The sequence below is a fragment of the Pseudomonas sp. FSL W5-0203 genome (assembly GCF_001896155.1).
Taxonomy (GTDB): Bacteria; Pseudomonadota; Gammaproteobacteria; order Pseudomonadales; family Pseudomonadaceae; genus Aquipseudomonas; species Aquipseudomonas paracarnis.
The window spans coordinates 53554-73024 of the sequence record NZ_MPOR01000015.1; the positions used below are offsets into that span (position 1 = coordinate 53554).

General features: G+C 60.5%; 22 protein-coding genes and 1 pseudogene. 9 read left to right on the forward strand and 14 right to left on the reverse strand.

The annotated features are described in order from the left end of the window. Positions 1-2: 2 nt before the first annotated feature. Together csrA and BOP96_RS15385 are read right to left on the reverse strand one after the other, a co-directional pair. Positions 3-206: a carbon storage regulator CsrA gene (gene csrA, locus BOP96_RS15380; RefSeq protein WP_014719267.1), complete on the reverse strand. Its 204-nt coding sequence runs from the start codon at positions 204-206 to the stop codon at positions 3-5. A 127-nt stretch (positions 207-333) separates the two neighbouring features. After that, positions 334-1149, reverse strand: coding sequence for an SDR family oxidoreductase (locus tag BOP96_RS15385; protein WP_014719268.1), 816 nt, complete (start codon positions 1147-1149; stop codon positions 334-336). 329 nt (positions 1150-1478) lie between these two features. Between BOP96_RS15385 and BOP96_RS15390 the strand changes: the two genes are divergently transcribed. Beyond that, positions 1479-1631: a DUF3309 family protein gene (locus BOP96_RS15390; protein WP_003192767.1), complete on the forward strand. Its 153-nt coding sequence runs from the start codon at positions 1479-1481 to the stop codon at positions 1629-1631. 99 nt (positions 1632-1730) lie between these two features. On the opposite strand, the gene BOP96_RS15395 is transcribed toward BOP96_RS15390, so the two are convergent. The 5 genes and pseudogenes from BOP96_RS15395 to BOP96_RS15415 form a co-directional block, all read right to left on the reverse strand. Continuing rightward, on the reverse strand, positions 1731-3818 hold the full coding sequence (locus BOP96_RS15395) for an LTA synthase family protein (protein WP_014719269.1): 2088 nt from the start codon (positions 3816-3818) through the stop codon (positions 1731-1733). A gap of 409 nt (positions 3819-4227) precedes the next feature. Next, positions 4228-4419 (reverse strand): PLDc N-terminal domain-containing protein, encoded by a 192-nt coding sequence (locus tag BOP96_RS15400; RefSeq protein ID WP_003192770.1) that lies wholly within the window; start codon positions 4417-4419, stop codon positions 4228-4230. 67 nt (positions 4420-4486) lie between these two features. Then, a complete protein-coding gene (locus BOP96_RS15405; protein WP_032903736.1) occupies positions 4487-5017 on the reverse strand; it encodes a hypothetical protein in 531 nt (176 codons plus the stop codon). A gap of 41 nt (positions 5018-5058) precedes the next feature. Next, a complete protein-coding gene (locus BOP96_RS15410) occupies positions 5059-5574 on the reverse strand; it encodes an ankyrin repeat domain-containing protein (protein WP_060767627.1) in 516 nt (171 codons plus the stop codon). Between the two features lie 106 nt (positions 5575-5680). Beyond that, positions 5681-7508, reverse strand: a pseudogene (locus BOP96_RS15415) (long-chain-acyl-CoA synthetase). A 465-nt stretch (positions 7509-7973) separates the two neighbouring features. Between BOP96_RS15415 and BOP96_RS15420 the strand changes: the two are divergent. Then, positions 7974-8252 (forward strand): DUF3509 domain-containing protein, encoded by a 279-nt coding sequence (locus BOP96_RS15420; RefSeq protein ID WP_003172952.1) that lies wholly within the window; start codon positions 7974-7976, stop codon positions 8250-8252. Between the two features lie 59 nt (positions 8253-8311). Here BOP96_RS15420 and BOP96_RS15425 read toward each other — a convergent pair whose 3' ends face one another. From BOP96_RS15425 to aroC, 4 genes are all read right to left on the reverse strand, one after another. After that, positions 8312-8581 carry a response regulator transcription factor gene (locus BOP96_RS15425; protein WP_014719273.1) on the reverse strand — a complete coding sequence of 90 codons (270 nt, stop codon included), beginning with the start codon at positions 8579-8581 and terminating at the stop codon, positions 8312-8314. Between the two features lie 209 nt (positions 8582-8790). Next, positions 8791-9321 carry a 1,2-dihydroxy-3-keto-5-methylthiopentene dioxygenase gene (locus BOP96_RS15430; protein ID WP_073453232.1) on the reverse strand — a complete coding sequence of 177 codons (531 nt, stop codon included), beginning with the start codon at positions 9319-9321 and terminating at the stop codon, positions 8791-8793. Further along, positions 9318-10481, reverse strand: coding sequence for an MFS transporter (locus tag BOP96_RS15435; RefSeq protein ID WP_073453263.1), 1164 nt, complete (start codon positions 10479-10481; stop codon positions 9318-9320). The genes BOP96_RS15430 and BOP96_RS15435 overlap by 4 nt, the downstream gene beginning before the upstream one ends. 76 nt (positions 10482-10557) lie before the next feature. After that, on the reverse strand, positions 10558-11649 hold the full coding sequence (aroC, locus tag BOP96_RS15440) for a chorismate synthase (protein ID WP_014719276.1): 1092 nt from the start codon (positions 11647-11649) through the stop codon (positions 10558-10560). Positions 11650-11792: 143 nt separating this feature from the next. Here aroC and BOP96_RS15445 point away from each other — a divergent pair, with 143 nt between their 5' ends. Both BOP96_RS15445 and BOP96_RS15450 read left to right on the forward strand, forming a co-directional pair. Continuing rightward, positions 11793-12755 (forward strand): alpha/beta hydrolase, encoded by a 963-nt coding sequence (locus tag BOP96_RS15445; protein ID WP_038450997.1) that lies wholly within the window; start codon positions 11793-11795, stop codon positions 12753-12755. A 99-nt stretch (positions 12756-12854) separates the two neighbouring features. Next, on the forward strand, positions 12855-13658 hold the full coding sequence (locus tag BOP96_RS15450) for a hypothetical protein (protein WP_019818578.1): 804 nt from the start codon (positions 12855-12857) through the stop codon (positions 13656-13658). Positions 13659-13786: 128 nt separating this feature from the next. Here the strand turns inward: BOP96_RS15450 and prmB are convergent, their stop codons facing one another. Continuing rightward, the gene (gene prmB, locus BOP96_RS15455) at positions 13787-14695 is read right to left on the reverse strand and encodes a 50S ribosomal protein L3 N(5)-glutamine methyltransferase (RefSeq protein WP_073453234.1); all 909 of its coding nucleotides are present in this window, start codon (positions 14693-14695) and stop codon (positions 13787-13789) included. Between the two features lie 240 nt (positions 14696-14935). On the opposite strand from prmB, the gene BOP96_RS15460 reads away from it, so the two are divergent. From BOP96_RS15460 to BOP96_RS15480, 5 genes are all read left to right on the forward strand, one after another. Then, positions 14936-15526, forward strand: a complete 591-nt coding sequence (locus BOP96_RS15460) for a cysteine hydrolase family protein (protein ID WP_014719280.1) — start codon at positions 14936-14938, stop codon at positions 15524-15526. 136 nt (positions 15527-15662) lie between these two features. Continuing rightward, the gene (locus tag BOP96_RS15465; RefSeq protein WP_073453236.1) at positions 15663-15983 is read left to right on the forward strand and encodes a hypothetical protein; all 321 of its coding nucleotides are present in this window, start codon (positions 15663-15665) and stop codon (positions 15981-15983) included. A gap of 75 nt (positions 15984-16058) precedes the next feature. Further along, complete coding sequence (locus BOP96_RS15470; RefSeq protein ID WP_003192796.1) at positions 16059-16616, forward strand: Smr/MutS family protein; 558 nt, start codon at positions 16059-16061, stop codon at positions 16614-16616. A gap of 78 nt (positions 16617-16694) precedes the next feature. Next, complete coding sequence (gene folE, locus BOP96_RS15475; protein WP_014719282.1) at positions 16695-17240, forward strand: GTP cyclohydrolase I FolE; 546 nt, start codon at positions 16695-16697, stop codon at positions 17238-17240. 101 nt (positions 17241-17341) lie between these two features. Next, a complete protein-coding gene (locus tag BOP96_RS15480; RefSeq protein ID WP_014719283.1) occupies positions 17342-17713 on the forward strand; it encodes a glutathione S-transferase N-terminal domain-containing protein in 372 nt (123 codons plus the stop codon). A 115-nt stretch (positions 17714-17828) separates the two neighbouring features. On the opposite strand, the gene BOP96_RS15485 is transcribed toward BOP96_RS15480, so the two are convergent. Both BOP96_RS15485 and BOP96_RS15490 read right to left on the reverse strand, forming a co-directional pair. Further along, on the reverse strand, positions 17829-18149 hold the full coding sequence (locus BOP96_RS15485; protein ID WP_014719284.1) for an AtuA-related protein: 321 nt from the start codon (positions 18147-18149) through the stop codon (positions 17829-17831). Further along, on the reverse strand, positions 18146-19471 hold the full coding sequence (locus BOP96_RS15490; RefSeq protein ID WP_073453238.1) for an acyclic terpene utilization AtuA family protein: 1326 nt from the start codon (positions 19469-19471) through the stop codon (positions 18146-18148). The genes BOP96_RS15485 and BOP96_RS15490 overlap by 4 nt, the downstream gene beginning before the upstream one ends.

Here is a 19471-nt window from a genome sequence, read left to right on the forward strand (position 1 = left end):
GCCTAAGGGTTGGGCACCGGCACGGGGTGGGTAGCCTGGCCCTCGCCTTTGAGAATCTTGCGGTACACCTCGGCACGGTACACGTTGACGCCCACCGGCGCCTCGATGCCGAATTTCACGTGAGTACCGTTCACTTCAAGGATATGCACGGTGATGTCATCGCCAATGGCGATGGCTTCGCCTATAGCACGGCTTAAGACCAGCATGGCGGTAGTCCTTTTCCAGTAACAGGACCTCGACCATGCCCCCTTCGCGCTGGACCGACAATGGCTTGCGGGCAAATCAGGCATCTCCTACACAGGTAGGTAATTTGCCTGACAGACCCCAGCCAAATCAGGCCTTAACAGCCTGCGCCTTGGCGCGCATCTTGTCGGCCATCAGGGTCATTTCGTCATACAGCAGTTGCGGATTTTTTTGCTTCAACGCCCAAGCCATGCGGCCTTGCTCGTGGGGCAGGATCATGAATTCGCCTTCGGCCACGCGCTGGTAAATGTAGTCGGCAATATCCGCCGCCGAGATGGGCGAACTCTCAAGCAACTTGCCCACTTGAGCCTTCATGGCTGGGGTTGGCCCACGGAATGAGTCGAGCAGGTTGGTCTGGAAAAACGACGGGCACACCACATGCACGCCCACTTCCTGTTGCTTGAGTTCCACCAACAGGCTCTCGGATAACGCCACCACACCCGCCTTGGCCACGTTGTAGTTGCTCATGGCCGGGCCCTGCATCAGCGCTGCCATTGACGCGATGTTGATGATGCGCCCCTTACTCTTTTCCAACAGCGGCAGGAACGCCTTGCAGCCTTTGACGACGCCCATCAGGTTGATTGCGATCTGCCAGTCCCAATCCTCCAGGGACAGTTCAGCGAAGAACCCGCCCGAGGCCACGCCGGCGTTATTGACGATCACATCGATGCCCCCGAGCTTCACCTCACAGGCCTGGGCAAAGGCCGTTAGCTGGCTGTAGTCACGCACGTCGCAGCGCTGGGTAAAGCCATCCCCCCCGGCTTCGCGAACCTGCTTGAGGGTTTCCTGCAAACCGGGCTCGCTGACATCAGACAACGCCAACTGCCAGCCTTCACGGGCCCAGCGCAGAGCGATTTCGCGACCCAGGCCAGACCCGGCGCCAGTGATCATCATGCGGTTTTGCATAGGAAGTAGCCTTGTGGTTCACGAAAGAAGTGACCGGCAGTGTAGCGAAGGTTTTTGCTCCACCCACGCACCATCAGGGTGATGAATGCCCCGGGCAAACCGAGGGCTCGGTCGCAGGCGTGCCTATAGATTAAGTTCAATTTTTTTCAACTGATTAGTTCAAGTTGCGCACGCGTTAAAAGAAATAAGCGACCCATCAAAATGTTTTATAAAAACAATGAATTTTTTACGAAGTGGCAGAGTCGGAATGGGTAAGGCGTCCCACTGTACATGGACGAACCAACGGTTAAACAGCCGGTTTTTGCAAAGAACCTATAAGGAATAAAACCATGAGCCTCATTCTGATTATTATCCTGATCCTGCTGCTGGTCGGTGGTCTGCCGGTGTTCCCGCACTCGCGTAACTGGGGTTATGGACCGTCGGGTATCCTGGGTGTGGTACTGGTTGTTCTGCTGGTGCTGTTGTTGCTCGGCAAGATATAAACACCGCGCTACGGTGTTTGTCGGAGCGAGCAAGCGCTCCTACAATTGAGAAGCAAAAAAAGAGGCCTTCTAGAAGGCCTCTTTTTTATTGTCGGTCAGTTAGTCCGGCTTACCGTCCACGACACCTGCGGTGTTATCCAACAAGCTCTTGGTCGCGGTCTGCAGGAACGACTCGAGTTTCTGCTTGAGTGCAGCTTCGTCCGGCGACTCCGGAATCACCTTGCCAGTCGGCTCGGCGCCCAGTGTGTATTCCCACAACTTGGGTGGCATTTCCTTGGGCAATACCAGTACGCGGTCGCCGGTGAGCAAGGCCACGGTCTGGTCGCTGCCCGATGGCTTGATCACGCCGAAACCCTTGTCACCTTCGGGCAGGTTCAGCAGGTCGCGGCCCCAGCACTGGTGCAAGGTATCGCCGCCCAGGCGGCCCATGATGGTCGGCACGATGTCGATCTGGGTGCCCACAGTGTGGTCACGCTCACCGAACTTCTCGCGCATGCCCGGTGCAATCATCAGCATCGGCACGTTGAAGCGACCCAGGTCCATCTCGGTGATCTGCTGCTCATTGCCAAAGCCGTGGTCACCGACGATCACAAACAGGGTTTCCTTGAAGTACGGCTCTTTGCGGGCCTTTTCAAAGAACTGGCCCAAGGCCCAGTCGGAGTAACGCATGGCCGTCAAATGCTCGTTGAGGCTGCCACGGTCGGTGACCTTCTCAACCGGCAATGGGGTCGGCAATGCGTACGGCGTGTGGTTGGACAGGGTTTGCAGCAGTGCGTAGAACGGCTTGCCGCCTTCGCGCGCCTTCAGTTCTTCCAGGCCACGGTTGAACATGTCCTGGTCGGACACGCCCCAGGTCGGGTCGGAGAATACCGGGTCGACGAAGTCATTGCGGCCGATGAAGTTGGTCATGCCCTGGTTGCTGAAGAAGCCCGACTGGTTGTCCCAGGCGAAATCGCCGTTGTAGACATACACATCGTCGAAATCACGCGCACTGAGCAACTGCGGCAGGCCCGACAGCTTGTGGCTGCCTTCCGGGGTCTGCATCAGGTATTCGAAACCCGGCAGGTTCGGGAAGCAGGCCATGGTGGCGAACATACCCTGGTGGGTGTGGGTGCCGTTGGAGAAGAAGCGGTCGAACAGCAAGCCCTCGTGGGTCAACTTGTCGAAGTACGGGGTGATATTGCCCGGACGTCCCAATGCGCCCACCGAATGACCGGCGAAGCTTTCCATCAGGATCACCACGACGTTCTTGATCGGCAGGGTTTTCTCGGCCGGTGGCGTGAAGTCACGGCGCACGGCAGCGGTGTCGGTGTCTACCAGCTTCTCTTGCGGCAGCACCAGCATGTCGCGCACGGTCTGGGTGGCCAGTGGTTGTTCCAGCGTCGCCTTCCAGATGTTGGCGCGGTCTTCACCGAAGCGCGCCTTGGCCGCCGCGATCAGCGACAAGGTGCCATTGAGGCCTAACTGGTTGGCGAAGTTCGAGTCAGTGGTGTAGACGTCACCCCAACGCAGCGGTGGCCCTTGGCGCAGGGTGCCACGGATGGCAACCACGGCAACCAGCAGGCAAACCATGAACACTGCGATGCGGCTGTACCACGGCGCCACCTGGCGCGTGCTGACAGTGCCGCCGCTGAACGGGCCCCGTGGGCGCGTTGCGCGGTCAGCGCCCTTGAAGGCCATGCTCAGGATCAGCGTGCCCACGGCCCAGGCCAGCAGGTAACGCACCACCGGGAAACCGTACCAGAGCATGCTCATCACGGTTTTCGGGTCTTCCTTCACATACTGGAAGACCAGGCCGTTGAGGCGCTGGTGGAATTCGCGGTAGAAGTCCATCTCCATCAAGCCCAGGAACAAGGCGATGCTGGACGCGACGGTCAGCCACAAACGGAAGAACCCGCGCGCCGCCATGGCCCGCACGCTGAACAGCGCCAACAGCAGCGGAATCAGCAGGTACATCACCAGGCGAATGTCCAGGCGCAAGCCGTTGGCGAACGCTTCAAGGAACGTCGAGGCCGGCGTATCGAGGATCATCTCGCGGTTGTAGACCAGCAACGCCAGGCGCAGCAGGGAAAACATCACCATCATGACCAATGCGCAGAGCAGCGTGTACGCCAGATGGGATTTGACGGTCGGTTGCAGCAGGCGATTTGAAGCTCGCTGCTGATTCAGGGCGTCCGGGTTTGCCATGTCGTTTTAGGACCCATTGGAAGTTTAAGTTGCGAAATAATGCAGTGGCGTCCGTCCCTCGCCCAGGCTGGCTGGGGTAGGCGGTTAACGCGGTGGCACAAATGGTGCCCGATCGAGGCCGGCAAGGCTATTAATTACTGAACGTAAGGCACGGCCCTGCCTTTAAGGGCACTGGAGATAGAGCCCTGGCAGCCGGATAAAGCCGGCGAATTGTCTTGGATGGGATGTGAAAATTTCGTGCGGCGAATACTTTCGACACACAAATTTAATTAACGCCGTAAACCCCACTGTGGGAGCTGGCTTGCCTGCGATAGCGGTGTGTCAACCAATACAATGCAAGCTGACCCACCGCTATCGCAGGCAAGCCAGCTCCCACATTGACTGTGCCCGCTCCAAATCGAGTGGGTCGTCAGATCCGCACGTTACCGCGCGGCCCGGCGATAGCCCAGATGATCAGGCCCAGCACTGGCAACAGCAGGATCAACAGGATCCACAGCACTTTGGCGCCGGTGCTGGCGCCGCTTTTGAACACGTTGATGATCGCCCAGATATCCAGCGCGAGGATGATCAGGCCAATCAGACTATTAAACGTGGAACCCATGGTGTCGCTCCTAAGTGAGGGCATGCACTTGTAGGATAGTCAGCCTTGGCGCGGGTTCCGTTTTATTTCAGACGTGTACGGCAATCTTCAAGGCTTCCAATGATGGTTCGGCCTTGATGCCGACTTCGGCACACAGTTCCAGTACCCGCGCCAGGTCGTTGCCGAACACCAGCACCGCCTGGATCTCGTCGTCCAGCAACTGGCTGAAGTTCATCAGCACATAACCGCCGTCTTCCGGGCTCAGGGCGCTCATCTGGATCTGGATGCGGTTGAGCGCGGTCAGGTCTTCGGTCTTGGCCAATTGCTTGGGCTTGAGGTTGAACGCCACGCCCGGACCGAACGACGCGACGATCTGGGCAAACAGGTCGCCATAGGTATCGGCCTGGAACAACACCGTGTCTGGCAGGCTACCGACCACCACCCACTCTCCCAGCGGAATCGGGAAACTGTCGTCGTAGTTGATATCCGGATTGGCCGCCAGGAACGCCGCCGGGTCCGCGTAGGCCTGGGCCGCTTCGTCGGCAATACGCGCTACTTCATCCTCCCCCATGACGCCGGCGCTGATTTTGCTGATGAGTTCGACGAGGGCGGTTTTCATGGGGCGATCCTGTAACGGGCAAGTTTTGAAGGGCGCGTAGCCTACACCAGTTTCTGCAACTGCGCCGCCGTATCCACCGCGCCCATGGTCTGCGCCGCGGCCAGTGCCGTCGCGCCTTGTGCATCGGTGGCCTTGGGGTTTGCGCCTTTACCGAGCAGGTAATCAACCATGTCAACGCGGTTGAACATCGCCGCCATCATCAAGGCCGTACGCCCGTCCGAGGAGGCCGCCTCAACCGGCGTGCCGCCTTCGATCAACGCCTGCACCACCGGCAGGTTGCCTTTGAACGCCGCCCCGGCAATCGGCAACTGGTTCTTGTCGTTGGCAATCAATGGGTCGGCCTTGAACTCCAGCAGCACTTTGACCGCCTCGGCATGGCCGTGGTACGCCGCAAGCATCAACAGGGTGTCGCCATTGTGATTACGAAAGTTGGCCGGCAGGCCTTTCGCCAACAATGCGGCAAGCATCGCGGCGTCGCCGCGTCGGGCGACGTCAAAGACTTGCTCGGCAAACTCGGCGGCTTCGTCTTCGGTCATTTGTTTAGGCTGATCTGACATGGGGGCTCCTTGCTGAGGCGACGGACATAACTGTTTAAGGCGCCCAGTGTCGCGATGGAGTTCCCCGGTGTCATGGCTTTTTTGTCAAAAGCCGCCATAGCCAGAATCAATAACGGAATTGGCCGCCCTGGATCTGCGCCAGCAATTGCCCGGTCACCGGCACATAGCTGTCCGAACCCGGCAACCAGGCGTAGACCGGGTCATTGCCAGCCTTGTCCGGGTCGAACCCTTGCTCCTTGAGCTTCACTTTCTGGTACTTGAACGTGCCGGTGGTTTCCATCTTCACCTTGATCCGCAAAAACAACGGCACCGCATAAGGGGGCAACTGGCCGTGGGCGAATTGCAGCAGTTCGCGCATGTCCAGGCTGGCCAGGGATTCGCTGGGGGTGATGGCGACCATGCCGGCGCGGCCGTTGGTGTTGTCGATCTCGACGCCATAGGCCACCACTTCAGCGATCTGCGGGTGTTTCAGCAGGACGTTTTCCACCTCGGTGGTCGAGACGTTTTCGCCCTTCCAGCGATAGGTATCCCCCAGGCGATCGACAAATTGCGCATGCCCGAAACCGATGCTGCGCACCAGGTCGCCGGTGTTGAAATAGCGGTCGCCTTTTTCGAATACGTCGGTCAGTACCACCTTGCGGTTCTTTTCCGGGTCGGTGTAACCGTCGAAGGGCGACTTATCATCAATGCGCGCCAATAACAGGCCCTGCCCGCCGGTGGGCACCTTGACCATGAACCCGTTGCTGCCGCGCAGCGGTTCACCAGTATCATGGGCGTAGTCCACCAGCGCCCAATGCTGCAGGCAAAAGCCGATGGTGTTGTCAAAGTTCAGCACGTTGGTAAAGCCGATATTGCCGTCGCTGGCGGCATACAGTTCGCAGATATGCTCCACACCATAGCGCTGCTTGAACTGCGCCCACACACCGGGGCGCAGGCCGTTGCCGACCATCTTGGTCACCTGGTTATCACGGTCCTGCGCACTCGCGGGCTGGTCGAGCAGATAGCGGCACAACTCACCGACATAGCCCAGTGTGGTCGCCTTGAACTTGCGTGCATCGTCCCAGAACTGGCTGGCGCTGAATTTGCGCCGAATGGCAAAGCCGGACGCACCGATAATCGCCGCCCCCCCAGCACACGCACAGGCCGGTGGCGTGGTACAGCGGCAAGGTGCAATAGAGGACGTCCTGTGGCCCCATGTCCAGGGCGATACTGCCGAAGCTCACGGCGGTTTTGGTCCAGCGCCCGTGCTTCATGATGCCGGCCTTGGGCAAGCCGGTGGTGCCGGAGGTGTAGATATAGAAGCAGGGATCGTGGAAGAACACCTGCGCGGAACTCGCCGGGTTGTCCACCGGGCTTTCGGCACTGGCGGCCATCAGGTCGATGTAGCCGTCGGGCACCCTACTGCCCGGCTCATCGGCCACGAACCAAGTGCGCTCGGCCGGGATCTGGACTTGATCGCGCACTGCTGCGTAAGGGCTCAGCAATTCGGCACCGACCACAATGGCAACCGGCTTGACCAGGGTCAGGCTGTGTACCAGCGCCCCTTGAGTTTGCGCCGTGTTGAGCATGGCGCAGATGCCGCCCAGCTTGGCCACGGCCAGCACGTTGAGCAGCAACTCGGGGCGATTCTCGATAAACAGCGCTACCACATCGCCCTTGCGGATGCCCTGGGCCTGCAAGTGATGGGCAATGCGATTGGCGCACTGATTGGCGTCGCGGTAGCTGATCACGCTGTCCCCATACAGCAGGGCAGCACCGTCAGGGTTACGCAAGGTGGCTTGTTCGAAATGCCAGCCCAGGCCGCAGGGTTGGTTGGGGTCGGTGACGTTGGCCGCACGCATGCCGCGCACCACCCGTGGGAGCGCCCGAACAATGGCAGGCACCTTACGCAGCATCATGCGCCAGGTGATCATGTCGACTTGCTGATGAGTCATGGAGGGACGTCCCTTTTCTTATTCTTGGTCTGGACCAGGTACATCGACTGGTGTAGCGGAAAATACGTCAGCGGTTCTTTGGCTGTACACGCGGGATTTGAAAAGTTTTGTATCTCGTGGCGGCCGGCCGATGCTATCTCCCTGACACCCCACCCTCAAATGTAGGAGCTGGCTTGTCGGGTCGGCGCATCGCTGCGATGACGACCTCCCAGCCGACCGGGATTTTTCCGAGCAAAAGACGGTCAGTATCATTACAGCCCTCCCCTTCCTGCCGGAAAAATCACCGGGCAGATAGCGCAAAATGCAGGATGCACGATGGCCCTTCATGCAAATTGCACGAAAACGAAAATCCTATAAATTTATAACTTGCTGATTTATAACGATTTTTTAGAATATCCAATACTGGCACAATCACTGCACCTATCACTCCATGCTTGCCAACTTGAGCCAATGGAGCTGATAGACATGAGCCTGATCCAAGATAAATTCGCTTCAGTATTCTCCAACTACGACGTCACCACCCAGCCACGTCCGGACGGCGGTATCCTGTTGACCCTGCGCAACAGCGAAGGTAAGCAGGTCAAGCGCTCGATCTCTTATCAGCAGCTGCACACTGCCGACCAACTGACTTGGGTGATTAGCGCCATTCGCCGTGACCTGGCCGAACAAGCCAGCGAACTGCCGCAGATTTCGATGTTGCAAAGCCAGAACCGCTTTGCGCTGCCGACCTATCACTCGGCCTAATCTACACCTCTGAAAAAGGGCCGCGACGCTACTCAGCGTCGCGGCCCTTTTTCATGCCATTAACATAAGCCCTGCCGAACCGCCTCATTCTTTGCCTGCACACGGTTGGTGACATCCAACTTGCCGTAGATGTTGCGCAGATGAAATTTCACCGTGGCTTCAGAGGTGGCGCGAATCTGGCTGATTTCCCAGACAGTCTTGCCCTCGGAGGCCCATCGCAGGATTTCCAGCTCCGTGGGAGTCAGGGGCTTGCCGGACAAGCTCCGGCGTTTTCTGATAGCCGTGGGCACAATAACCGACGGGCGATACGTCTCCTCGGGGCCACTCATTGTTCTCTCCTTATATCTGCTGATGCGCTGCCATCTTTCGGATTCCTCCTATTGACAGATGGCATAAACATTTACGCTGAACAGAGAGTTACATAACGAGTGGAATCAAAGCGCACGGCAGAGAACAAACAGCTTTACCCTACAAATAATTAAGTTTCTTCCCACAGCAACTTCCAACTTCCCAGGGTTGAACATTCAGTTATCTACGCTTAGTCATCCAGTCCTGGAAAGCGAGTGGCAATCGCATCACAGGTCAACGAGGGCACAACGCCTTGGGCCGTGTTGAACAAACGCAGTGTCACACAGTGCGGGTTCTCGCCCATGTCGAACCAGTGCGGCACACCGGCCGGGATGATCAGCAAGTCATTCTTCTCACAGCGCAAGCTGTACACATAGTCGCCTATGTGCAGCGTAAACAGCCCCTGGCCTGCGATGAAGAAACGCACCTCGTCTTCACTGTAGGTACGTTCGCCCAGGAACTGCGCACGTACCACGTCCTTCTGCGGATGGTCTTGGGTCACGCTGACCACTTCCACAGCGGCGTAGCCGAGGGCTTCGATCTGAGCCCGGTAGGCGGCAATCATTTCAGCATCAGTGGCGCCCTTTTCTATCGGGCTGGGCTGCCACCGCTCAAAACGCACGCCGTGCTCGGCCAGGGTCGACTGGATGTCGTCGGCATGGGTCAACACTTTGTTCGGGGTGTCCGGGGAGGCGATGGAGTAGACGGCTACATAGCTCATTGCACGGTTCCTTGGTTCGGCTCTTGCAATCGAAGGCCAATGATAATGGCGGCGGCCAGGGCCGCGAAGCTGGCGATACTGAACGTGAAGGTGGGCCCCAGCAGGTTCCAGCTGTAACCGGAATAGAGGGCGCCGAGCGCGCCGCCGGTGCCGGCCAGCGCGGCATAAAGGGCCTGACCCTGGCCTTGCTGGCGGTCACCGAAGCTGCGTTGCACAAAGGCAATTGCCGCCGCGTGAAAGCTGCCGAACGTGGCGGCGTGCATCAACTGCGCCACCAGCAGCAGCCAGAAAACTTCGGCAAATGAACCCAGCAGCCACCAGCGCAGCGCGGCCAGCAGGAAACTGGCGAGCAGCACCCGGCGCACCGAAAAGCGCGCAAGAATACGGCTCATGGCCAGGAACATCAGCACTTCCGCCACCACCCCCAGCGCCCACAGTAGGCCGATTACGCCGCGGCTGTAGCCCAAATGCTCCAGGTGCAGGGTCAGGAAGGTGTAATACGGGCCATGGCTCATTTGCATCAGCGCCACGCAGGCATAAAACGCCAGCACGCCGGGGCTGAGCAATTGTTTGAGAAAGCCATCGCCGGCCATGCGGTTGCCGTGGCTGGCCGGCTGCGCGTTCGGTACCCAAAGGCTGGCGCCGATGATGCCGGCCATGATCACCACGACCGCCACCGGGTAGATATCCAGGCTCAGCCAATCGAACAGGCGCCCCATGATCACCACGGTGAGGATAAAACCAATGGAGCCCCACAGACGGATCTGGCTGTAGCGCGAGGTTTGCTTGTGCAGGTGGGCCAGGGTGATGACTTCAAACTGCGGCAGCACCGCGTGCCAGAAGAAAGCGTGCATGGCCATGACCATCGCCAGCCAGGCGTAGGTCTTGCTGACAAAAATCAGGCAGAAGCTGGCCAGGGTGCACACCGCGCCGAATCGCACAATGGCCAAGCGCCGGCCGGTGTAGTCGCCGATCCAGCCCCACAGGTTGGGGGCCACGCAGCGCATCAGCATGGGAATGGCCACCAGTTCGCCGATGCGCGCGCTGGAGAAACCGAGGTGATCGAAGTACAGCGCCAGGAACGGCGCTGTCGCCCCCAGCAGGGCGAAATAGAACAGGTAGAAGCTGGAGAGGCGCCAGTATGGGAGGGCTGGGTTCATTTTATTCAGGGCTGCTTTGCAGCCCAGCGCGAGCAAGCTCGCTCACCACAATAAGCGCGCTCATTGCCCCAGGCGATCACAGTTGGCCCAGTACCGGGGTACTCACGCGCACATCGGCATTCTGCCCGCGGTTGCGCAGCAGGTGGTCCATCAGCACGATGGCCATCATGGCTTCGGCAATCGGTGTGGCGCGGATGCCGACGCACGGGTCGTGGCGGCCCTTGGTGATCACGTCCACCGGGTTGCCGTGCACATCGATCGAACGGCCAGGCGTGGTAATGCTCGACGTGGCCTTGAGCGCCAGGTGCGCCACGATCGGCTGGCCGGAAGAAATACCGCCGAGGATGCCGCCCGCGTTGTTGCTGAGGAAACCTTCAGGGGTCATCTCATCGCGATGCTCGGTACCGCGCTGGGATACGCAGGCGAAGCCGGCGCCGATTTCCACACCTTTCACCGCGTTGATGCTCATCAGCGCATGGGCCAGTTCGGCGTCGAGGCGATCAAAGATCGGCTCGCCCAGGCCCGGCTTCACGCCTTCGGCCACCACGGTGATCTTCGCGCCGACCGAGTCCTGGTCGCGGCGCAACTGGTCCATGTAGGCTTCCAGTTCCGGCACCTTGTCCGGATCGGGGCAGAAGAAGGCGTTGTCTTCGACGCTGTCCCAGGTCTTGAACGGGATTTCAATCGGCCCCAACTGGCTCATGTAGCCACGGATGACGATGCCCTGGGTGGCCAGGTATTTCTTGGCGATGGCGCCGGCGGCCACGCGCATGGCGGTTTCACGCGCCGAACTGCGGCCACCGCCACGGTAGTCGCGCTCGCCGTATTTATGGTGGTAGGTGTAGTCGGCATGGGCCGGGCGGAACAGGTCCTTGATCGCCGAGTAGTCCTTGGACTTCTGGTCGGTGTTGCGGATCAACAGGCCAATGGCGCAGCCGGTGGTGCGGCCCTCGAACACCCCGGAAAGGATTTCGACTTCGTCCGGCTCCTGGCGCTGGGTGGTGTGGCGGCTGGTGCCGGGCTTGCGGCGGTCGAGATCACGCTGCAGGTCGTCCAGGCTCAGCTCCAGGCCTGGCGGGCAGCCGTCGACAATGGCGACCAACGCCGGGCCATGGCTTTCGCCCGCGGTGGTGACAGTGAACAGCTTGCCGAAGGTATTGCCGGACATGCAGGGCGCTCCGTGAAATCAGTTGAATCAAGTCAACCGTAATAACTTAAGGCGGCCAGTATACGCAGGCTAACCGACTAGTTCATCCTCGAAACCTTACCGGTAGACGTTGGTCCAACCGGCACCTCTCCAATGATGGCGCTATGATGCTGCGAGTTCTGCTGTTCACCCTCACCCTGTTCACCGCCGTGGCCCAGGCCGCCTCCCCTGTCGTCTTGCAACGCCCGATCAGCCTGGACACCGGCAGCGGCCAACTCTTTGGCTCGCTGCTGTTGCCGCAATCGGATAAACCGGTGCCGGTGGTGCTGATCATCGCCGGCTCCGGCCCCACCGACCGCAACGGCAACAGCGCCGACGGCGCGCGCAACGACAGCCTCAAGCGCCTGGCCTGGGTACTGGCCCGGCATAAGATCGCCAGCGTGCGCTACGACAAGCGCGGCGTGGCTGCAAGCCTGGCGGCCACGCCGGATGAGCGCAACCTGACCCTGGCGGCGTATGTGGCCGACGCCGTGGCCTGGGGCAAGTTACTCAAGGCCGACAAGCGCATGGGCCCGCTGATTGTGCTGGGCCACAGCGAGGGCGCGCTGGTCGCCGCCCTCGCCGCGCCGCAACTTGAACCGGCCGGGGTCATTTCCTTGTCTGGCAGCGCCCGCCCGGTGGACCAGGTGATCCGTCAGCAACTGGCCGATCACTTGCCCCCTGCCCTGCTGCTGCGCAGCAATGAAATACTCGATCACCTCAAGGCCGGCCAGGTGGACGCCGACGTGCCGCGCCCATTGGAGGGCATTTTCCGACCCAGCGTGCAGCCGTATCTGATCAGCCTGTTCCGCGCCGATCCGTCGGCCGCCTTTGCGCGCTTGGACATGCCGGCGCTGATTATCCAAGGCACCAACGATATCCAGGTTGGCGTAGGTGATGCCCGGCAACTGAAGCAGGCCAAGCCCGACGCGCAGTTGACGGTGATCGAAGGCATGAACCACGTGATGCGCATCGTGCCCAATAACGTGAAGCAGCAACTGGCCTCCTACAACGACCCGAAACTGCCGCTGGCTGCGGAGCTGGGCCAACGTATCGTCAGCTTTATCGAAGGACTTCAACCCCGTTAAGCGGCAATTGGCCTCCAGTCCTGGGAAAAACGGCCGATAAGTCCAGAGTCGACAGTAAAAAGACTGTCGGCTCGCAGGGCTTGGACAGGATCGCGCCGCATGACAACCACCGAAACAACACCCGAATCGACCGCCGAGACCCCGGCCGCAACCGAAGCTGGCGCCGCAGCGGCCCTGCCGTGGGCCGACGTTCACGCCGAACATTTCAAGATGCTGCGCCTGGCCCCGCTGGCCACCGACCGCGCGACCGGCGCACGGCCGTTGCGCTTTGTGCAGTTCGGCTATGCCGAGCGCCATGATAAACACCACAGCCTGTTGCGCATGGTCATCCAGTTACCGGGCCAGCGAGTACGGCGCGAGCAGAACCACCTGGATATCTGGGTCGATCACGATAAACACCGCGTGCACTTCGGGCCCGGCAACAGTCTGGAAATCGAGCCGGCCAACCGCGGTATCGGGCGTTTCCTGGTGGCTCAAGGCGCCGCCTGGGCGAAGAAGAAGTGGTCCCACTACCGCGTCGACGGCGTGGACCTGGCCAACAAGGACGCCCTCAACGAAGCCACGCGCCTGCGCCGCGATCATTTCCTGCGTATCCAGGGTTTCGATGTGGCCTACGCCGATGTGCAGCACCTCAAAGGCAATGTGCAGCCCGGCAAGGTCAGCGAGGTGCTGGACAGCTGGAACACCGAGAAAGTGCAGTTCGTGGAGATCCTTGAAGCCGCACAGATGCTGCAACAGGCCGAGCAGAACCTGGCGGAGCAGGAAGTGAAGCTGCGCAAGGAAGAGGAGAAAGTCACCAAGTTCAAGCGTGAGGACAGCGGGCTGCGCTTTACCATCACTTGTCTGGTGGCGTTTACGGTGTTCCAGGCGGGGTTGTTGATCTGGATTGCCACGCACCGCTGATAGATTGAAATGCAATCAAAATGGGGGAGCTGGCTTGCCTGCGATAGCGATGTATCAGTAGCACAAGTGCAAGCTGACCCACCGCTATCGCAGGCAAGCCAGCTCCCACATTGACCGAGTTTCTGCAGTTATATCCGGGCAGCGAAAACGGCCTGGTGTTGGCGGCACTGCTCAGCCGTCAACATAAACACCCCATGCCCACCGCGCTTGAAGTCCAGCCAGGCGAAGTCCACTTCCGGGTACAGCGCCTCGACATGCACCTGGCTGTTGCCCACTTCGACAATCAGCAAGCCCTTCTCGGTCAGGTGGTCCGCCGCTTCGGCCAGCATCCGGCGTACCAGGTCCAGGCCGTCTTCACCGCAGGCCAGGCCCAGTTCCGGTTCGTGCTGGTATTCATCGGGCATGTCGGCGAAATCTTCGGCATCCACGTAGGGCGGGTTCGACACGATGAGGTCGAAACGCTGGCCGGGTAACCCGTCAAAACCATCGCCCTGCACGGTGTAGACGCGCTCGTCGACGCCATGGCGCTCGATGTTCTGGTTCGCCACTTCCAGGGCTTCGAAGGACAAGTCTCCCAGCACCACTTCGGCCTCGGGGAACTCATAGGCACAGGCAATGCCGATGCAACCGGAGCCGGTGCACAGGTCGAGGATGCGTGCCGGCGGCTGGGCCAGCCAGGGTTCGAAGCGGTCTTCAATCAGCTCGCCTATGGGTGAACGCGGGATCAATACGCGCTCATCGACGATAAACGACATGCCGCAAAACCAGGCTTCGTTCAACAGGTAGGCCGTCGGCACTCGCTCATGGATACGGCGATGCAGCAAGCGCTGCACGTGGGAGATTTCCTCTTCTTCCAGGTTGCAATCCAAATAGCTGTCGGCGATTTCCCACGGCAGGTGCAAGGCGCCCAGCACCAACTGTCGGGCTTCGTCCCAGGCATTGTCGGTGCCATGGCCAAAAAACAGCTCTTCCCCATGGAAACGGCTGACAGCCCAACGGATATGGTCGCGCAAGGTGCGCAGGCGGGAAGTGATCACGGGGGCAAGCTCCTGGAAAAAACGACTGGCGATTCTAACAGCCTTCACCTGTACCGACGATGTACGAAAAACCTGGCGCCGTACGTCGGATTTCATCCAATTTGCCCGCATTGTGTTAAACAGGCCTGCCTCTTGACATGGCTGCACGCCAGCAACGGCGTACCTTACGATAGTAGCGATTCACAGAAGCGCTCAGCCAGTGGACAATGTCGCAAAAGCCCCACTCACAGGAGCCCCAGAATGTCCGTTCCAAAGACGATGTTTCAACTCAGCGGTCGCGGTTACGCAGCAGCCAACCTCAATCATGCGACCCTGGTGATCATCGACGCCCAGAAAGAATACCTCAGCGGCCCGCTCGCCCTCTCGGGCATGGACGCGGCGGTAGAGAACATCAAGCAGCTTGTGACCGCAGCGCGCAGTGCCGGGCGCCCGATTGTGCATGTGCGCCACCTGGGTACCGTGGGCGGCCTGTTTGACCCCCAGGGCGAGCGCGGCGAATTCATTCCGGGCCTTGAGCCTGAGGGTGACGAAACCATCATCGGCAAACTGCTGCCCAGCGCCTTCCATGGCACCGGCCTGGAAAAGCACCTGCAAGACCTCGGCTCCCTCGACCTGATCGTCTGCGGTTTCATGAGCCACTCCAGCGTCAGCACCACCGTGCGCGCGGCCAAGAACCTGGGCTTTCGCTGCACCCTGGTGGAAGACGCCTGCGCCACCCGCGACCTGCCCTACAAGGGCGGTATCCTGAGCGCCGAGCATGTGCAGCAAACCGAAATGGCCATCATGGCAGACAACTTCGCCACCCTGGCGCTGGCCAAAGACTTGATCTGATCCTGCTGGCGGTGAGCGGCGTGTTTATTGCTCCGCTCATCCGCAAAGCCCTTTCATTTGGCGCATTTACCTCTCCCCCCGGAACAACCTGTGTATCTTCCGGTCGAAGGGCCGATACCCTGGAGGAAAGGTCGGAATGAAGATATCCGATGGTTTTGATGCTCGTCGCTTGCGCCCCAAGGGCCCGAGCAATTGGCGTCTGCGCCTGGTAGCGTGCATGGCCGCGTTGCTGGCGATAGTAGGCTTGTTGTTGGCGGGCGCTGGTGGCGCCGGCCTGTTTGGGCATTCGCCCGCCCTGGGCGAACTGAATGCCAGCCCGGGCGGCTCGGGACTTCTGCTGGGGATCGGCTTGCTGGTGCTGTGGTTGGGCGTGTGGCTATGGCGTCGCAGCCGTCGGAAAATGCGCCAGCCGCTGTCGTTGAATATCGCCTCTCACCTGATGAAAAAGCACGACTGATGGCGCTTGGATAGCGTTTCCTGCGCCCTGGCCGCCGCGATTTAGGTAAACTGCCCGCCCTTCGCGGAGGCTGACATGCAAGACGACGATTTTTCCCTGTTCAAAAACGAGCTGCGCGGCGTCAAGCCGATCAAGCACGACCGCGCCGACACCGGCAAACCCAAGACTGACCGGGCGCAGATCGCCAAGCTGCGCCAGGCCGCGACCGTGCGCACCGATGCCACCACCGTGGATGGCCTGTCTGACCAGTTCGTGATCGACGTCGGCCCCGAAGATGAACTGATGTGGGCCCGCGACGGCGTGCAGGAAAGCCAGATGCGCAAGCTCAAGGCTGGCCAGATCCCGTTCGAAGGCAGCCTCGACCTGCACGGCATGACCGTGGAAAAAGCCCGGGAAACCCTCTGGGCCTTCCTGGCCGAAGCGACCAAATTCGAAATCCGCTGCGTGCGCGTCACCCACGGCAAGGCGGTGCGGTTGGACGGGAAACGGCCGATGATCAAAAGCCACGTCAATACCTGGCTGCGCCAGCATGCCCAGGTGCTCGGCTTTACCTCCTGCCAGGCTCGTCACGGCGGCGCCGGCGCGGTGTATGTGATGCTCAAGCGCACCATGATGGAAGGGCGCGACGAGTAACAAGTGCCATCGTCAGGCTTGCAGCGATGTGTCCGCCACCGTAACCTTGCGCTTTGCGAAAATCCCACAGGTAGTTTCATGTCCCTGGAACAGAATTACACCGCGATCCTCGGCCAACTCGGCGAGGACGTGTCCCGCGAGGGCCTGCTCGACACGCCAAAGCGTGCCGCCAAGGCAATGCAGTACCTCTGCCGCGGTTATGAACAGACACTCGAAGAAGTCACCAACGGTGCCTTGTTCAGCTCTGACAACAGCGAAATGGTGCTGGTCAAGGACATCGAGCTGTACTCGTTGTGCGAGCATCATCTGCTGCCGTTTATCGGCAAGGCCCACGTGGCCTATATCCCGAGCGGCAAAGTGCTGGGCCTGTCGAAGGTCGCGCGTATTGTCGACATGTATGCGCGCCGCCTGCAGATCCAGGAAAACCTCAGCCGCCAGATCGCCGACGCCGTGTTGGAAGTCACAGGCGCCCTGGGCGTGGCCGTGGTGATCGAGGCCAAGCACATGTGCATGATGATGCGCGGTGTCGAGAAACAGAATTCGTCGATGATCACCTCGGTGATGCTGGGTGAGTTCCGCGAGAACGCGGCCACCCGCAGCGAATTTCTCAGCCTGATCAAGTAACCGGCCAGGCAGGAAAAAACCGGCGTTCATCGCCGGTTTTTTTTCGCCTGCAGAAATCAGGTAAGCTGCGCCCCCTCAGTCATGGGCAAGAGGTTTCAGCCATGTTCGTCAAAGCACTTCGAGTGGGCCTCGGCCACGTCATCATCGCGGGCGACTTTCTTACCCGCCCACGTAAAAAACAACGCCCGGCGGAGCAACAGGCCAAGGTCAATGCTGCAGCCAAGGACCTGACCCTGTATCAGTTCCACGCCTGCCCGTTCTGCGTGAAGACCCGTCGCACCCTGCACCGCCTGAATGTGCCGGTGGCGCTCAAGGACGCGAAGAACAACGAGCAGGACCGTCAGACCCTGCTGGAGCAAGGCGGCAAGATCAAAGTGCCGTGCCTGCGCATCGAAGAGAACGGCCAGACCACCTGGATGTATGACTCCAAGGTCATCATTGACTACCTGGACAAGCGCTTCGCTGCGCTCTGAAGCCCACTGCGGTCAATGTGGGGCTTGCCTGCGATGCGGGCACCGCGGTGCAGCAGATGTACCGAGGTGATGCAATCGCAGGCAAGCCAGCTCCCACATTTGCTCTGCTGTGTTCTTAATTCGGTATTGTCAGGTCGAGATTCAACAGTGCCGAACCCAGGCACTTGCCGTGGGCGTCCAGGGCCAGCGACCGGGTTACGCCGCCGCGCAGGATTCCCGGCAGGACGAAGTTCAGCGCCTGCACGTTCGGCAACTCATGACGCTGAACCGGTGCCGCATCGGGATCGCGTAAATCGGCAAAGAACTCGGCCACGCGCTCAGCCGTCAGCTGTTCACACAGCAACGGATAATCCTCGGCGCGATAGGCAATGATCGAGATGTTCGACGTGTCGCCCTTATCCCCGGTGCGGGAATGGGCCAGCCTGTGCAGTTTCATTCTTCAATCCTCGGTTTGACCGATTCACGGGGCAACAGCAACGACGCCACCGCCACCACCTGACGCACGCTCTTGCTCGCCCCACCGCCGCCGGCCGGGCCGTTGGTGTAGAGGGTCTCCACTTCATTGCCGATCCGCACGGCGTCGCTGCGCTCGTCACACCGGGCAGCGACCCGCAGGCGCACTTCCCAAGGCTCGACGCTGCTGCGCAGGCCGTGCAATGAGTCCATGCCGATCAACTCGGCGCGCAGGTCCTGCATGTTGACGCCGATCAACGCCAGACGTTTGAGCACCACTTCCCGCGCCAACTCAGCCCGTGCGACAGCACCGGGACCGCCGTAAGACATCTGCCCTTCACCAATCCAACCGTCCAGATAACCGACGCTGACCTTCAGCTGTTCAGGCCGGGCACGCCCGCTGGCTCCTTGGGCACGCACCCGGTCCACGCCCTCCTCGACAAACCCGACCTGGGAAAAGTCGGCCGTCACATCCGGGGTCAAGTAGGCTGCCGGGTCGTGAACTTCATAAATCAGTTGTTCGGCGCAGGTCGCGCGGCTGACCCGCCCACCGGAGCCTGCCACCTTGGTGATCACTGCATTGCCGTCGGCGTCGACCTCGGCCAGGGGAAAGCCCAGGCGCGCCAGATCCTCCACATCCTTGAAGCCTGGATCGACGAAATAACCGCCACTGACCTGCCCCGCGCACTCGAGCAAATGCCCCACCAACGTGCCCCGGCCCAGTCGCGGCCAATCATCGAAGGCCCAGCCGAACTCGAACATCTGCGGCGCCAGGAACAGCGAAGGGTCGGCCACGCGCCCGGTGATCACCACATCGGCGTCGGCGTGTAACGCGTTAAGAATGCCCTCCACACCCAAGTAGGCATTCGCGGAAATCAGCCGCTCGCCCAATGCGCCTACGGTCTGGCCATTATCCAGCAACTGCTCGGCAGACAAGGTATGCAGCACGTCATCCCCGACCACCGCCACAACCTTGAGGCCCAGGCCCAGCTCGCCGGCAATGCGCCGCACTTCCCCGGCCGCCGCCAACGGGTTTGCCGCCCCCATGTTGGTGATCACCCGCAGGCGACGACGCCCCGCCCCCTGCCCTACAAAGGGCAAGACACGGCGCATGCGCTCAGCGAGCAGCGGGTCATAACCGCCCTGCGGGTCGCTGATGCGCGCCTGTTGCGCCAGGGCGATGGTGCGTTCGGCCAGGCATTCGAAGACCAGGTAATCCAGGTCGCCGTGTTCGGCCAGTTCGACGGCAGGTTCTATACGGTCGCCGGAGTAGCCGGCGCCGGAGCCGATGCGCAAGGTGTTCAT

Bases quoted from the DNA above. Each gene is read 5' to 3' on its own strand.
- BOP96_RS15385 (WP_014719268.1), bottom strand. From the start codon at position 1,149: ATGCAAAACCGCATGATGATCACTGGCGCCGGGTCTGGCCTGGGTCGC.
- BOP96_RS15390 (WP_003192767.1), top strand. From the start codon at position 1,479: ATGAGCCTCATTCTGATTATTATCCTGATCCTGCTGCTGGTCGGTGGT.
- BOP96_RS15445 (WP_038450997.1), top strand. From the start codon at position 11,793: ATGATGCTGCGAGTTCTGCTGTTCACCCTCACCCTGTTCACCGCCGTG.
- aroC (WP_014719276.1), bottom strand. From the start codon at position 11,649: ATGTCCGGCAATACCTTCGGCAAGCTGTTCACTGTCACCACCGCGGGC.
- BOP96_RS15490 (WP_073453238.1), bottom strand. From the start codon at position 19,471: ATGAACACCTTGCGCATCGGCTCCGGCGCCGGCTACTCCGGCGACCGT.
- BOP96_RS15430 (WP_073453232.1), bottom strand. From the start codon at position 9,321: ATGAGCTATGTAGCCGTCTACTCCATCGCCTCCCCGGACACCCCGAAC.
- BOP96_RS15400 (WP_003192770.1), bottom strand. From the start codon at position 4,419: ATGGGTTCCACGTTTAATAGTCTGATTGGCCTGATCATCCTCGCGCTG.
- BOP96_RS15480 (WP_014719283.1), top strand. From the start codon at position 17,342: ATGTTCGTCAAAGCACTTCGAGTGGGCCTCGGCCACGTCATCATCGCG.
- BOP96_RS15425 (WP_014719273.1), bottom strand. From the start codon at position 8,581: ATGAGTGGCCCCGAGGAGACGTATCGCCCGTCGGTTATTGTGCCCACG.
- BOP96_RS15435 (WP_073453263.1), bottom strand. From the start codon at position 10,481: ATGAACCCAGCCCTCCCATACTGGCGCCTCTCCAGCTTCTACCTGTTC.
- BOP96_RS15410 (WP_060767627.1), bottom strand. From the start codon at position 5,574: ATGTCAGATCAGCCTAAACAAATGACCGAAGACGAAGCCGCCGAGTTT.
- BOP96_RS15485 (WP_014719284.1), bottom strand. From the start codon at position 18,149: ATGAAACTGCACAGGCTGGCCCATTCCCGCACCGGGGATAAGGGCGAC.
- csrA (WP_014719267.1), bottom strand. From the start codon at position 206: ATGCTGGTCTTAAGCCGTGCTATAGGCGAAGCCATCGCCATTGGCGAT.
- BOP96_RS15395 (WP_014719269.1), bottom strand. From the start codon at position 3,818: ATGGCAAACCCGGACGCCCTGAATCAGCAGCGAGCTTCAAATCGCCTG.
- BOP96_RS15420 (WP_003172952.1), top strand. From the start codon at position 7,974: ATGAGCCTGATCCAAGATAAATTCGCTTCAGTATTCTCCAACTACGAC.
- BOP96_RS15405 (WP_032903736.1), bottom strand. From the start codon at position 5,017: ATGAAAACCGCCCTCGTCGAACTCATCAGCAAAATCAGCGCCGGCGTC.
- BOP96_RS15470 (WP_003192796.1), top strand. From the start codon at position 16,059: ATGCAAGACGACGATTTTTCCCTGTTCAAAAACGAGCTGCGCGGCGTC.
- BOP96_RS15450 (WP_019818578.1), top strand. From the start codon at position 12,855: ATGACAACCACCGAAACAACACCCGAATCGACCGCCGAGACCCCGGCC.
- BOP96_RS15460 (WP_014719280.1), top strand. From the start codon at position 14,936: ATGTCCGTTCCAAAGACGATGTTTCAACTCAGCGGTCGCGGTTACGCA.
- BOP96_RS15465 (WP_073453236.1), top strand. From the start codon at position 15,663: ATGAAGATATCCGATGGTTTTGATGCTCGTCGCTTGCGCCCCAAGGGC.
- folE (WP_014719282.1), top strand. From the start codon at position 16,695: ATGTCCCTGGAACAGAATTACACCGCGATCCTCGGCCAACTCGGCGAG.